The organism is Mesobacillus selenatarsenatis SF-1 (assembly GCF_000813125.1).
In the GTDB taxonomy this organism is placed as follows: Bacteria; Bacillota; Bacilli; order Bacillales; family Cytobacillaceae; genus Mesobacillus; species Mesobacillus selenatarsenatis.
On sequence record NZ_BASE01000008.1, the window covers coordinates 49015 to 62759 of the forward strand.

Here is a 13745-nt window from a genome sequence, read left to right on the forward strand (position 1 = left end):
AAAAAGCGGATAATAAATCAAAAGCCATGAAAAAAAAGCTTGGTAAAGATTAGGGGGTATATTCCAATAAAACTGAAGAAGTTATATTTAGTCTTCCTATGTATTGTAGGTTTAGTTAGCTTTGTAGTTTGGTATTCCGTACCAAAAGAAATCAATCAAGCATTTGACGGAATTGTTTATGGAGTTGGAAGTAAAAGCAATCAAATAAATAAAGAAGTTACAATAACAATTAAAGGTAAATTGTATAGAAAAATTTTCAACCAAGATCGATTTAAAGGAACTATTGATATAAATGGAGAGGTGCCGACAAATTTAATAATTGATAAGAAACAAGTTGAAGTTGTTTTTCTTGAAAACGGAGGTTCTTTATTGTTCGGGGATTCCTCCTACGGCATTCTTTATATAAACAAAGATTTTAGTGAACTATCCATTATTGTTTATGAACACATTGAATCAGGAAGAGATAATGCTTCTTATAGTTGGCATCCTGAAGCCGGGCTTTTAATATCTGGACCAGCAAAAAGTAGAAAAGAAGCATTAAACATTTCAAACGAATTAATTGGAGACTTACTAAAACCACTAGAATAGAAGTGTATTTGCAAAGTTTATATTACTGGTATCGGTTGAGTTGATCCAGGAAGGGTTTGCCACCTTTTGTAGAATTTCTTATTAACCAAACGAAGTAGGATAGTTACAAAAGCTTATTAAAAAGGAGTGATCATGTTGAATGAAAGATTAAATAAAGAACAATTAATTATTTTGGGAATTAAGCGTAATCTAATTTATCTTTTCACCTTGGTATTTCTGACAATAGCCATATACTTTATTGTTGATTCTATCTCATTTAAAGGGATTTTTGACGAATTTGAACCTGTATGTATACTACTTTCTCTAATAGCATCACATTTGATCACTACCAAGATTCTTGAATAATCATTATAGCATTTGAACTAATTGGGTGCCTTGATCAGAAGGGGGAAACCCTTTTTTTGAGAATATCCTTATTTAACATAAGAAGCAGTTTTGTTAAAAAACTATAACAAGAAAAAGGGGGATTATTATGGTACATAGTACACAACAAATTTACACACCACCAAAACATTTTGTTTCAGCAGCAACTATTGTAATCAATGTTCAAAAGGAAATTTTGTTAATTAAGGGACCTAGTAGAGGATGGGAAATGCCAGGGGGAATAGTTGAAGAAGGTGAGTCTTTGAAAGATGCAGCAGTAAGAGAAACTAAAGAGGAATCTGGTATTGATATTGAAGTTCTAAAATTCTGTGGAATATTTCAGAATGTGAACAAATCAATATGTAATACGTTGTTTTTAGCTAAGCCAATCGGAGGAGAATTAACAACTTCATCAGAGAGTTTAGAAGTAGGGTTCTATCCAATTGAGAAAGCATTAGAAATGGTAACCGTGGGAAACTTTAAGCAAAGAATTGAATACTGTCTTGATAATAGCAAACACCCATTTTATATAGAATTTTAGGTGAAAGTAAATGAAATAACAGTATTGCTTATTAAACTAAAGAAGCAGTTTAGTTGAATAATGATTCTTTAATTTTATTAAGATTAATTAATGTTCGCCGTGTAAAGCAGGATTATTTAAAAGGTATGAAAAAATTAAAAATAAATTGATATCTGCTTTTAGGGAGAGTGTTTAATGAAAAAGAGAAAAGTGATTACCTTGTCTTTAATTGGAGTAATTGCGATTATTGGCACAACATTATTTATAACAAAACCAAATGAATCAGATTTTGTAATGTGGATGGAACAGACTTATGATGTTAATTGTTTAGATTCTAATTGTGATGCATTTAAGTTAAAAGTTATTGAAGATGGGGAAAACAAGCTAATTACAATGCAAGTTGTGAGCGGAGGATATTCACCAGGCGCATTTGTAATGAACAGAGAACTGAAATATCGTAACTATGAAAATTCGTCATATGTTTTAGATATAGATGTTATAGGAGTTTTGGGTAAAGTTTCATTGGTTAATGAAACTAAAAGATTATCCATAGAGTAAATAGCTTTTTGTATTAATAGGGTGTTATCCAGAAAGGATTAACGCTCTTTTTGTTGAATTCCTTATTGAACAAACGAAGCAGTTTTGTTGAAGAAGGAGCTTTTGATAAAGGAATAACCATCTATATAATAAAGGGGGTAATACGTTGCTTCAAAAGTTATTTTATGTCTTAATTGCATTAGCATTATTTACGATTAATGGTTGCTCTAATGGAGGCGAAACAACGGGAGTATCAAGCGATAATATTGATGCTGAAGAAGTTTTAACATTGGACCCTCATGCTGATATCTTTCAATATGATGGAGTAATCTACAAAACTAATATCGATTGGGTTGAAGAATTGTCTTTAATAAAAGACGTTCAAATCGGTGAAATAAAAACAAGAAATGATACTAACACCGATTTCAAAGATGAAATGGCGAATAAACTTCCAATTGGTGCAAAGATTTTCTCAGTCAAGGGAAGAGGAGATATTTTAATTGTTGAATCAGAAGGAGAAATTTTGAAATACCTAGCAATTGTTGAAGGGTAATCAAAACTATCGGGTGCGTTGATCTAGATGGATTAACGGCCTTATTTGTTGAAGTCCTTATTGAACAAACGGAGCAGGATAGTCGAAGAAGAAGTGGTGCTAATAAAAAAGGGGGCTACATATCAATGTTTGGATTTAAAAAGAAAGGTAAAAAATTCATTATCTCAAGTGACAAAATTGAAAGACTAATTGACTCTAATGAGGGATGTATTGCTACTGACAGAATAACCGTTGATGGGTGTAAAATTGGCTTTATGTATAGAGAAGAGCCATACCAAAACGGGAATCCAGATAGTGGTTGGAGATTTATGGCGGGCGATGAAAGTGATGAATATATGGAAAACCCCGAAAACCATTCAGTATACCAAATTAATACTATTTGTAATTACGACAGAGAAATAATACCACTACTGAATTCACAACCCGGCACCGCATATATACGTGATGAAAACGGAAAACTGGTTCTGGATGAAGACTGGGAAGAACCACAGGATTAATCTCTATCATTGTCTCGCCAATTTTATATAGTTTTTTCTTTTTGTGCTAACGGGGCAGGATTATTGAAGAAGATATGGGGGAGTTTCTAATAGATTTAAAAGTGAATAAAAATTATATTTGGGTATATTTCATAGCATTTTATACCCTATGGTGTATCAGAGAATTATGGTTGAATCTATATTTAGATTCGATAGATTCTGTTCCAGGAGCTGTAACATCAGCCATTATAAAAATAATTATTTGGGTCATTCCTGTAATTTTATTAGTTATAATTATGGAGAAAAGGAATCCGTTTTCCTATTTAGGGTTACTTTATAACGTAAAAAATGGTTTGAAATGGATAGGTTGGGCATCCTTAGTTTTGCTATTTTATTCGATTTTAAATATTACACTTTTAAAAAATAGTATTGATTTTCAACTAGAGTTACGCGAATGGCTCAATGTTGTTCTATTAGTCGGAATAACTGAGGAAATTGTCTTTAGAGGTTTTTTGTTAAGAAAACTTATGGATTCTTTTAGATTCTGGATAGCAAATGCAATTACAGCTTTACTCTTTGTATCGATTCATTTTCCTATTTGGTTTTATAAAGGTCAGTTTGAATTCCCTTATATTTTCAGTTCCATATTAACAGTTTTTGTATTGGGTATTATATTTGGATTTATATATAAGAAAAGTAAGTCTCTTTGGTCGGTAATCATCATTCATTCTTTGTATAATTTGTTAGTGTCACTCTTCTACTAGCTGGTGCGATGATCCAGGAGGGGTTATCCACTTTTTTATTGAAACCCTTATTGAGATTAAGAAGCAGAATAGCTGAAGAAAAATAATAAACATCCAAGTAATTGTGGTAAAATAAGGATAAATTTTTAGCATATTAAGGGAGGGAAAGTATTGATTAGGAAGAAAAGTGAAACGTTTGAATGGGTAAAGTCCATTATGGTTGCAATTGTTTTAGTATTTATTATTCGCACTTTTTTCTTTAGTCCCATTGTTGTTGACGGTCATTCAATGGACCCTACTCTCCAAGACAAGGAACGTATGGTTGTAACCAAAATTGGGGAACCGAAAAGATTTGATATTGTTGTGTTTCACGCCCCAGACGGTAGGGATTACATAAAACGTGTAATCGGACTCCCAGGTGATAGTATTGAATATAAAAATGATGTCTTATATATAAATGGGAAGGCATACAATGAACCTTATTTAGAAAAATATAAGAAAAGACTTAATGATGGAACTTTAACATACTCTTTCACTTTAAATGAGACCGCTGTTGGTAGTGGTACTGTCCCTAAAGATAGTTTGTTTGTATTGGGAGATAACAGACGGCAAAGCAAAGACAGCCGTGATATTGGGGCGATCCCAATGGAAAAGGTCATTGGTACAACAAATTTTGTTTATTATCCAATAAAAGAAATTAATATCGTGAATGACTAATTACTGCTTGTGTATATTGTTGGCACCGGGTGCGTTAATCCAGAAAGGATTAACCACCTTTTTTCTTGAATTCCTTATTGAACTTTAGGAGTAGTTTAGTTTAAGAAGGAATGGCAAAATTAAAGAAAAAATAGGGGTACAGAATGGTTTTAAATGACTATATGAATGAATTTTTCCCCAACTTAATTCTTAGACCACCCTTGTTTTACAACTGGAAAATCGGCATACGGTTCGAGTTGGGAGTAGAGTGGGATAGAGAGTATCATTACTTAAATAGTCCTTATGTGCAAGGGGTTTATAAGAGAGCTGTCACGTTGTTTGAATCCTTACATTTACAAGACGAGAAAATTCTTGTTGTAGTAGATGTAAGAGATCTTGGAGATGGAAAACCCTACAAGCAGAAAGCGAGGATATTTTCTCCATATATCAATGAAAAATCAGTCCTATATAAATTGAGGTATACAGAAATGCCTTATATTTTCCCAGAAGATGATGAAGACGGAAAATATAAAACACATAGGTTTACCCTTGAATGCAAAGTATCTGATACACCATTATTAAAAGCAGTATGCAATCAGGATTTAGGAATCCAACCAAGTATTTTTCATAGGGTATATTTTTTAAATATCAAAAGGAAAACCATTTTTCATGTGTACGATGATAGAGGATGTGATTTGCTTGCTATCTCACCTGAATCTATACGAGACATTTATAATACATACAATGATTGGATATTAGATTACGACAAGGACGAAATAGATAAAGTGTTTAGATAATAATTAATCATTGTTGAACGAGTGTGTTGTTCCAGGAAGGCTTGATCCATCTGTTTTTTTGAATTCCTTATTAAACAAACGGGGAAGGATAGTGGAAGAATGCATGGGAATTATATTCTTAATAAAGGACAAAATTTTTGAATGGAGATTATATGAAACTTCATAATGGTATAACTGGGTTTTATAGTTCAAAGAACAATAAGCCTCCTAAAGTTGATGGAAAACAATTTAAACAGGTGTGTGCTACTATTGTAAATAATAGTGGAGGTAATTTGTTTGAGTTTAAAGAACCCCAATATCCAATGAATTTTTATGACACTGAAGTTAAGGTTTTTAATAAGCATTTTCATATAATACTTAATGAACACTATCCTTATCTAGCTTTTGCTTCAGTTGTTAGGTTTGGAAAGATAAATTTTATTGATGTACCCGAACTAAAACAGTTTTGTTCACTTTATAAAGTTTTGAGTGTAAAGGAACTAAATGAACCTTTAGTATTAAAACCTGGTTCTAAAAAGGGTATCTTACAAAACGATAATGATTTGAATAGTGCTGAGTTGGAACAAGTAGCTTATTGGCAGCCTAAAAGAATTGGCGAAGTCATATTCAATTATTGGGATTAGTGAGGGGAAATAAATTTTCCTTGTTGAACTAAGTGGTGCGTTGATCCAGCAGGATTAACGTCCTTTTTTGTTGAATTGCTTATTAAACGAACGGGGCAGTAATGTTGGGCAAGCGATCAAGGGGGAGTTAAATGGAATACTCTATAAGATTAGCTAATGAAACAGACTTATCTGGTTTATGCAAAATTAGAAACAATAAAGATTTATTTACGAAATATTTAATGCAATATGCGAAAAAGGAAGCATACTTAGCAATCGCTGAACAAAATTCGCTTATATTTGGCTTTGGAGTTCTTAAATTACATGGTATCACTCTTCCTAAATTAAGTGACCTTTATGTAAAAGAGGATTATCGAGGTAATGGCATAGGTTCAGGTTTAATAAGGTATAGAGAAAAACTTGCAAAGGATTTGGGTTATTCTGAGATATTTGTGAGTGTTGACCCACTAGAAAATCCCAAAATGATAAAATTAATTGGCAAACACGGGTACGAACCAATTTCAGAACCATATTTGAAAAAAGCCATTTTTTATAATGATGATGGTACGACTTATAACAAAACTTATACAAGAATGGATTTAAGGAAGTTGTTGAACTAAAGAGGCAGGATAATAAAAAAAGGATTTTTTTGGTAGTACATAATCCCTCTTTATGTTACAATTAGTGTAATATTACACTAAGGGTGATTCTTGTGAAGAAAAAAGTGTTTGTTGGGGTTAGTGCAATTGTCATTTTTTTAGTCTGTTTTATTGTTTGGTATGTGAATTTTCCTGGTTATAAGAATATCGCAGAAGATAGAATCGATACATATATGGAAGCTCAGGAAGTAGATTTGGAGCAAGGATACAAAAAAAGGTCATCAAGGGACTTTAAAACAGGAAGATGGATGATTGTTTATAAATTTGCTGAGGAACCAAATCTGATATATGAATACGAGTACGATAGAAATACTAATAGCGTTTTGCTTATTGTATTTGAATCACCCACTATGAATGGTGGGAGTTCAATTGAAAAAGGTATGCATTATCCAAGTCTAGAAGATGGCTGGTCTAAATTCGATTCTAAAGGGAATTTGATTTTAGGTTCTGACTGATGAGCTTACTATCTAATTTACTACTGTGTTTTCAGAAATAAGGACCTTAATTGGGTCCTTGTTTCATTTATCGGAGCTTATTTTATTAGCTGGATTGTGAATCAATGCACTTAAACTAACGGGTGCTCTAGTTAAAGATGGACTCAATCTTTATATAAAAATCGCTTAACGCTACTGTTAAGCGTTTTTTTCATTCCCCAGATTATTTCTACTAGCAAAATTGCTAGTCAAAATGAACTGTGGTTCGCCCCTTACAGAAGTGTCAGTTAGTCCGCAAATTGATAACTGAACCTGTTACGTTAATTCTGCATTTTTTACGTATTAAATTTAATTAAAAGGAAGGTTGGATATCATAGTGCCATTGAGAAAAGAAGCTAATCTGGGGGCATGTATAAAAAACTCATGGTTCTTCCAGGTTTGTTAGGTTTGAACTGTAAGCACTTCTCCTACTTTTATCAGCATGTGAAAAGGGTATACATAATTAACATACCTTACACATGAAAGAGGGGAGATAGATGGTGAATTCTAATGTGATCCAGACGACGTTAAGAGGAAAGGAGCTTTTGTCGAATCCTTTTTTGAATAAGGGTACTGCTTTTACCAAAAAAGAACGGGAGGAGCTGGGACTTGAAGGGTTGTTGCCACCCCAGGTGCTCACGCTCGATGAGCAAGTTAACAGGGTCTATGAGCAGTATTCGATCAGGACCACCAATTTATTTAAAAATGGACTCCTTTATGACTTGTATAACCGCAATGTTGTTTTGTTTTACCGTCTGCTAAAGGACCATTTGAGTGAAATGCTCCCTATTGTTTATACTCCAACAGTCGGAGAGGCGATCGAGCAATATTCGCAGGTTTACCGCCGGCCGGGTGGACTGTATTTATCGATTGATGACCACGATGGGATTGAAACGGCTTTTAAGAACCTCGGACATGCTAAAAACGGTATTGATTTGATTGTCGTCACCGATTCGGAAAGTATCCTTGGCATTGGTGACCAGGGAATTGGGGGCATCAACATCTCGATTGGTAAGCTTGCGGTTTACACTGCTGCTGCAGGGATTAATCCGAGCCGGGTTCTGCCGGTGGTGCTGGATGTGGGAACGAACAACAAGGCTCTTGCGGACGATCCGTTTTATATTGGTAACGAGTTCCCGCGAGTCCGTGGAGAGCGTTATGATGAGTTCATTGATGCGTTTGTCTCAACAGCAAGAAAATTTCACCCTGATGTCCTGCTGCACTGGGAAGACCTTGGCAATGTAAATGCCCGGAAAATCATGGAGAGGTATGGAGAGAAGATTCTCACTTTTAATGATGATATCCAGGGAACAGGTGCTGTCACCCTTGCAGCTCTAAAGTCTGCATTGAAGATGACAGGGAGTTCATTGAAGGATCAGCGGATTGTTGTCTTTGGGCCTGGTGCTGCTGGAATTGGCAATGCTGATCAGATGGTGGATGCCATGGTTTCTGAAGGTTTATCGAAGAATGAAGCTTATGACCAGTTCTGGGCAGTTGACTACAGAGGCCTTTTGACGGAGGAACATCAAGATGTCCTGAACTTCCAAAAACCATATGTCCGTGGAATTGATGAAGTGGAAGGCTGGGATCGGAATGGCGAGGGCATCATTCCATTGATGGAAGTGATCAAAAGGGTGAAACCGACGATTCTGATCGGTACATCAGGACAAGCCGGAGCCTTCTCAGAGAGTGTTATCAAAGAGATGGCGACGCATACTGAGCGCCCAATCATCATGCCGATGTCCAATCCGACATCACTTGCAGAGGCAGTCCCAGCTGATTTGATTCAATGGACAGAAGGGCGATCCCTGGTTGCAACGGGCAGTCCGTTTGAGGATGTAAAATACAACGGAGTTTCCTATGAAATCGGCCAGGCTAACAATGCCTTTATTTTCCCGGGTCTAGGGCTCGGAGCCATCGTGGCAAAAGCAGAAATTATTTCAAAAGGAATGTTCACTGCTGCTGCAGACGCTGTTGCTGATATGTGCTGCAATGATCAGCCAGGCGCATCACTCCTGCCAAACATCGACAAGTTACAGGAAGTATCTGAAAAAGTTGCGTTGGCCGTTATCGATGCTGCTATCACTGAGGGAATCGCAAGGGCAGATATCACTGATGACGAAAAGGCAGTGGCAGAGGCCATGTGGAAGCCGGAGTATAAAGAGATTAAAAGGATTACCATTTAATCGCTGTTATTAATAAAGGTGTGTGAATCAAATCCTCGGTCCACACACCTTTTATAAAAAAGTGGCTGGTGGATTATGTGAAAAGGTAATTCTAGTTTGCTATCAGGCCAATTCACTTTATGATTGGCTTTTTTGTTGTTAAGGAAATTATAAAATTATTTAGGTGTGGATAACTGCATGTGGTTTTCTTAATCCAGCTCCAGCGCCTAGCCCCTCGAGTCGCTTCGATCCGCCCATTGAAGTCAAAGAACGACTTCATTGGGCGGCCCTCCAGCGCTTGTCGGGGCTGAACGAGGCGCTTGCGCTTTTTGTTCTTGTTGATCCTTATGTTTTGGAATGATAGCCGATTTGGCAGGATGGTTATGTTAATTACTTTACTATTAATCCCTGTTGACCGAAGATGTTGTATCTTATTTTTAACAGAATAAAAAGAGAAAGATGATTTAATTGCTCCTCACATTTGAAAACGGAAATAAAATCTGATACGATTAAATCGTACACGATATATATGTGTACTCTGAGGAGGAATTATAAATGAAAACTGTATACGATTTTACCGTTAAGAAGACAAATGGCCAGGAGCAATCTTTAACTGAATATGAAGGAAAACCAATGTTGATTGTCAATACTGCTAGTAAGTGCGGGCTGACACCTCAATTTAAAGGGTTGCAGGAAATGTATGACCAATACCAGGAGAAAGGTTTAGAAATTCTCGGTTTCCCATGTGGCCAGTTCAACGATCAGGAGTTCAATGATATAGATGAGACAACGCAGTTTTGCCAGATGAACTATGGAGTTTCCTTCCCGATGTTTGCGAAGATTGATGTGAACGGGGAAAATGAAGATCCGTTATTCACGTTCCTGAAGGATCAAAAAGGCGGCTTGCTTTCAAAAGATATCAAATGGAATTTCACCAAGTTCCTCGTTGATCAGAATGGCAAGGTGGTAAAACGCTATGCACCGACGACTGAACCTAGTAAAATTGAGAAGGATATCGCAAATCTATTATAAGCTTGTGAAGGATGAGTCAATTGGATGATTTTTTAACCCTGGAAAATCAACTCTGTTTTGCAGTCTATGAAGCAGGAAGCCAGTTCAATAAACTATACTCCAAAGCACTTGAATCATTCGGAATTACCTACCCGCAATATCTAGTCCTACTGGCACTGTGGGAGGAGAATGGACAAAGCGCTAAAGAACTTGGAGAAAAGTTGAACCTTGGCACCGGAACATTAACACCGATGATCAAAAGGATGGAAGCCAGCGGTTGGGTGAAAAGGGAGAGGTCGACGGCAGACGAAAGGAAAGTCTGCATCTCACTCCAGCCAAAAGCCCTGGAAGAAAAAGAAGCCATTGTCCAAAAAATAGCCACCGAACTGAAGCTGTGCAACATCGAGTATGAAGAGTACAAGCAGTTGATGAAGCAGTTGAGAGTGCTACGGGGGAAGTTGAATATATATAATAAGGAAAAGGTAAAATGACGAGTTGAAGCACAGGGTAGGTTGCCTGTGCTTTTCTTAATTTAAGAAAACGAAGGGACGTACCTTGTGCTTCGAAGTAGCCCCAGGTTTGGGCAGTATTTCGGTGTTTGCGGGGCAAAGCGGTCAATTATTGGGAGATCAACAAAGAGTTATGGATACGCTAGCTGCTCGTTCTATTAAGCACGAAAGCGAAATAAAAGATTTTAAACACATATTGAAAAACCAGTAAGGGGCGATTTGCTCCTTTTTTTGTTGTTCTCAATAAGCTTTGGACTTATTTTCGTTGTCTGAGTTTCTGAACCTAATGTAGCCTAACGAACAATGCTTATACTGCTAATTTTTATCCAGAATGTTATCCGTAATTTGTCTACCAGGGAACAAAGAGAGGTTCAGGTTTCTAAAAGTGTAATATTTTAGTAGAAAAGAGATTACATATTGAGTATAGGGCAAATTTATGAGATAATTTAATGGAAATATTTTACTGTAAAAGGGAGTTATCTGTATGAAGGGTCCTAAAAAGAGATTGATTTTAAAAAGGATTCCAATCCTAACAACATTACTCATAACCCTATGGATCTGGTATGGTTCCTATCATTTGGGATTTAATATAGGGGAGTTCTTGGCAAATATAAAAAACTAATTTTAGAGTAAATAGTTGGGTGAATTGCTATTGCAACGAGGAAGTTCGTCTTATAGTTTGTAGCTTCATCTTAAAGTATGATCAAATCTAATTCGAAGGAGTAAAGTATGAAGAAAAGAGAAATATTCACGTTATCAGCATTCGCGTTTTCAATGGGCATTGTCTTGGGTTTCTTAATTTCACCAGCGAAAAATGGTTTTGGCAATAATTCTGGTAATAACATTAAGAATTACTATTATAGCAAGCCCTCAAAAGATGATGAATCATAATTTTCTTAATAGAATCTTAGAGCAAGGTGAAATTGTTTTTTTTTGGAGTTATGATAGGAGAAAAATTTTCAGTTATTGAAAAGGGAGAACTATTGAATGAATCATAAGTTAATTGAACAGATACAAAGTGAACATCCTGACCTTATAATTAACGATTTTTATGATAATGAAATGGGCCAGAATAATGACGTCATTATTGTCAATGAATCGCTGGTTTTCAGATTCCCCAAATATAAACAAGGGATCATTCAATTAAGAAGAGAAACCGAGATTTTAAAATACATAAAAGACTTCGTAAAGGTGCCCATCCCGATTCCAATATACGAAGCCTTTGATGAGCTAGAACCAGGTAAAGTTTTTACTGGATATAACTTAATTGAAGGCAATCCTTTGTGGAGGAAAAGTTTACTTGAAATCAAGAGTGATGAGCAGCTTAGAGGGCTGGCGTCACAACTGGTTTCTTTTCTTGCAGCATTGCATTCTATATCTGGAGAATTAGCAAGTCGGGAATTACAATTGGAGGCAAGTCATCCTCGTGAGGAAATGAGTGATCTTTATGAAAAAATTCAACATAAATTGTTTCCTTTTATGAGTAAGGAATCTCAAATCAGTGTAACAGAATCGTTCGAGGATTTCTTGAGTGGAGAGGCACTTTCAAACTTAGATCTTGCCTTGATTCATGGGGATTTCGGTGCTTCCAACATTTTATGGAATTCAGGGACTGATGAAATTTCTGGTATCATCGATTTTGGTGGGTCTGGTATAGGGGACCCGGCGTATGACTTTGCGGGACTGCTCTCCAGTTATGGTGAAGATTTCTTTAATAAGTGTATTGATCAATATCCGAACGGTAAAGAAATAGCTAAGCGTGTTCATTTTTATAAAAGTACCTTCGCCCTTCAGGAGGCACTGCATGGAATAGAAAATGATGATGAACAGGCTTTTGAAGCTGGTATTCGGGATTATAGATAGTTATGGCTGAAGAGCTGCTAACGGCTTTCGAATTTTTTACAGGAATGAATAATAAAAGAAAAAAATGCCGCGGCGACGCGGCATTCCTCTTTTTAATACGATTATTTATAATTAATTCATTCATATCTTATATAATAATGAAAAAGAGTGTACCCCGGCTCGCGGTTTTTATATAAAAGGGTATTATAATAATAATGTAGAAGTAATAAAGGATTCCATGTTCGGAATAAAACTAATTGGTGAAAGTAAGGAGGGAGACAGATTGATCCAGAGGCTTGGAAACGCTCCATATTTACTTCTGGTTGGTGCTGCATTATTTTGGGGCGGCAATGCGGTTGCTGGAAAGTTTCTTGCTGGGTCGCTGACGCCAGTGACGATTTCTTTCACCCGTCTGGGGATTGGCGTTCTCATCATGTCTCCGGTTATCATCAAGCTGTTCAGACATGAAAGGGCAGCCTTAAGGGAGCACTTCAAGCTGCTGTTATTCCTGGCGGTGACCGGAGTAGTTGGATTTAATCTGCTGATTTATTGGGCGGTCAATTACACGACGGCGATCAATGCAACTTTATTGAATAGTACTAGTCCTCTCTTCATCTTCCTGCTATCAGCTCTTCTGATTGGAGAAAAAATGGAGTTGAAGTACTGGGTGTCGATGGTGATTTCAATTGTCGGTGTGCTGATTGTCATCACGCATGGGTCAGTTGAGAGGATGCTAGCTTTGCAGTTTAATATTGGCGATTTAATTATGGTGCTGGCTGTGATTTCGTGGTCTTTATATTCTATTTATATTAAAAAGATTTCCGGGAAGCTGCCTTCGCTTGCAATTTTCGGTTTTACGCTTGCGCTTGGTTTTATGGTGATGATTCCAGCTGTGGCTATAGAGTTGGCGTTCGTTCCGGTCGGTGAAGTAAATCTTGCAGAGTGGAGTGCTCTATTTTACATAGGAATTTTTCCCTCCATATGCTCGTTTTTGTTATGGAATCGTGCGGTTGCAATGATCGGTCCATCTAAAGCATCGATTTCTTTGAATCTAATTCCGGTATTTGGTACAGTCGCAGCGTTTTTTATCCTGGGCGAGGTGATTGCCATTCCGCAAATCATTGGCGGATGCCTGGTTTTTATTGGGGTATTCATTACTTCTTTTACGAAAAAGAAAGCAGTGCAGTTGGTTGAAGAGGGTTAAATTGAGT

General features: G+C 36.4%; 17 protein-coding genes. All 17 read left to right on the forward strand.

The window, feature by feature from the left end:
- Positions 1 to 39: 39 nt before the first annotated feature.
- Positions 40 to 588 carry a hypothetical protein gene (locus tag TY49_RS01540; protein ID WP_041964131.1) on the forward strand — a complete coding sequence of 183 codons (549 nt, stop codon included), beginning with the start codon at positions 40 to 42 and terminating at the stop codon, positions 586 to 588.
- 472 nt (positions 589 to 1060) lie between these two features.
- Positions 1061 to 1492 carry an NUDIX hydrolase gene (locus tag TY49_RS01550; RefSeq protein ID WP_041964133.1) on the forward strand — a complete coding sequence of 144 codons (432 nt, stop codon included), beginning with the start codon at positions 1061 to 1063 and terminating at the stop codon, positions 1490 to 1492.
- Between the two features lie 174 nt (positions 1493 to 1666).
- Entirely contained in the window at positions 1667 to 2029 is a 363-nt protein-coding gene (locus TY49_RS01555) for a hypothetical protein (RefSeq protein ID WP_041964134.1), read from the forward strand.
- A gap of 145 nt (positions 2030 to 2174) precedes the next feature.
- Complete coding sequence (locus tag TY49_RS01560) at positions 2175 to 2561, forward strand: hypothetical protein (RefSeq protein ID WP_052442044.1); 387 nt, start codon at positions 2175 to 2177, stop codon at positions 2559 to 2561.
- 125 nt (positions 2562 to 2686) lie between these two features.
- Complete coding sequence (locus tag TY49_RS01565; protein WP_041964135.1) at positions 2687 to 3058, forward strand: DUF2185 domain-containing protein; 372 nt, start codon at positions 2687 to 2689, stop codon at positions 3056 to 3058.
- Between the two features lie 170 nt (positions 3059 to 3228).
- Complete coding sequence (locus tag TY49_RS01570) at positions 3229 to 3801, forward strand: CPBP family intramembrane glutamic endopeptidase (RefSeq protein WP_198135569.1); 573 nt, start codon at positions 3229 to 3231, stop codon at positions 3799 to 3801.
- A 150-nt stretch (positions 3802 to 3951) separates the two neighbouring features.
- Positions 3952 to 4497 (forward strand): signal peptidase I, encoded by a 546-nt coding sequence (gene lepB, locus TY49_RS01575; protein ID WP_041964137.1) that lies wholly within the window; start codon positions 3952 to 3954, stop codon positions 4495 to 4497.
- A gap of 161 nt (positions 4498 to 4658) precedes the next feature.
- On the forward strand, positions 4659 to 5273 hold the full coding sequence (locus TY49_RS01580) for a DUF3885 domain-containing protein (RefSeq protein WP_041964221.1): 615 nt from the start codon (positions 4659 to 4661) through the stop codon (positions 5271 to 5273).
- 152 nt (positions 5274 to 5425) lie between these two features.
- Positions 5426 to 5896: a hypothetical protein gene (locus tag TY49_RS01585; RefSeq protein ID WP_041964138.1), complete on the forward strand. Its 471-nt coding sequence runs from the start codon at positions 5426 to 5428 to the stop codon at positions 5894 to 5896.
- A gap of 131 nt (positions 5897 to 6027) precedes the next feature.
- A complete protein-coding gene (locus TY49_RS01590; protein WP_041964139.1) occupies positions 6028 to 6495 on the forward strand; it encodes a GNAT family N-acetyltransferase in 468 nt (155 codons plus the stop codon).
- 92 nt (positions 6496 to 6587) lie between these two features.
- Positions 6588 to 6989 (forward strand): DUF3139 domain-containing protein, encoded by a 402-nt coding sequence (locus tag TY49_RS01595; protein WP_041964140.1) that lies wholly within the window; start codon positions 6588 to 6590, stop codon positions 6987 to 6989.
- Positions 6990 to 7504: 515 nt separating this feature from the next.
- Entirely contained in the window at positions 7505 to 9193 is a 1689-nt protein-coding gene (locus TY49_RS01600) for an NAD-dependent malic enzyme (RefSeq protein WP_041964141.1), read from the forward strand.
- Between the two features lie 534 nt (positions 9194 to 9727).
- Positions 9728 to 10204 carry a glutathione peroxidase gene (locus TY49_RS01605; RefSeq protein ID WP_041964142.1) on the forward strand — a complete coding sequence of 159 codons (477 nt, stop codon included), beginning with the start codon at positions 9728 to 9730 and terminating at the stop codon, positions 10202 to 10204.
- 20 nt (positions 10205 to 10224) lie between these two features.
- Positions 10225 to 10674: a MarR family winged helix-turn-helix transcriptional regulator gene (locus TY49_RS01610; RefSeq protein WP_052442045.1), complete on the forward strand. Its 450-nt coding sequence runs from the start codon at positions 10225 to 10227 to the stop codon at positions 10672 to 10674.
- A 747-nt stretch (positions 10675 to 11421) separates the two neighbouring features.
- Positions 11422 to 11583: a hypothetical protein gene (locus tag TY49_RS24470; protein ID WP_156972575.1), complete on the forward strand. Its 162-nt coding sequence runs from the start codon at positions 11422 to 11424 to the stop codon at positions 11581 to 11583.
- A gap of 96 nt (positions 11584 to 11679) precedes the next feature.
- Entirely contained in the window at positions 11680 to 12555 is an 876-nt protein-coding gene (locus tag TY49_RS01615; protein ID WP_041964144.1) for a phosphotransferase family protein, read from the forward strand.
- A gap of 262 nt (positions 12556 to 12817) precedes the next feature.
- Entirely contained in the window at positions 12818 to 13738 is a 921-nt protein-coding gene (locus TY49_RS01620; RefSeq protein WP_052442046.1) for a DMT family transporter, read from the forward strand.
- Positions 13739 to 13745 lie beyond the last annotated feature (7 nt).

Coding starts and splice junctions, on each gene's coding strand:
- TY49_RS01590 (WP_041964139.1), top strand. CDS start 6,028: ATGGAATACTCTATAAGATTAGCTAATGAAACAGACTTATCTGGTTTA.
- TY49_RS01605 (WP_041964142.1), top strand. CDS start 9,728: ATGAAAACTGTATACGATTTTACCGTTAAGAAGACAAATGGCCAGGAG.
- TY49_RS01550 (WP_041964133.1), top strand. CDS start 1,061: ATGGTACATAGTACACAACAAATTTACACACCACCAAAACATTTTGTT.
- TY49_RS24470 (WP_156972575.1), top strand. CDS start 11,422: ATGAAGAAAAGAGAAATATTCACGTTATCAGCATTCGCGTTTTCAATG.
- TY49_RS01565 (WP_041964135.1), top strand. CDS start 2,687: ATGTTTGGATTTAAAAAGAAAGGTAAAAAATTCATTATCTCAAGTGAC.
- TY49_RS01580 (WP_041964221.1), top strand. CDS start 4,659: ATGAATGAATTTTTCCCCAACTTAATTCTTAGACCACCCTTGTTTTAC.
- TY49_RS01555 (WP_041964134.1), top strand. CDS start 1,667: ATGAAAAAGAGAAAAGTGATTACCTTGTCTTTAATTGGAGTAATTGCG.
- TY49_RS01615 (WP_041964144.1), top strand. CDS start 11,680: ATGAATCATAAGTTAATTGAACAGATACAAAGTGAACATCCTGACCTT.
- TY49_RS01600 (WP_041964141.1), top strand. CDS start 7,505: ATGGTGAATTCTAATGTGATCCAGACGACGTTAAGAGGAAAGGAGCTT.
- TY49_RS01585 (WP_041964138.1), top strand. CDS start 5,426: ATGAAACTTCATAATGGTATAACTGGGTTTTATAGTTCAAAGAACAAT.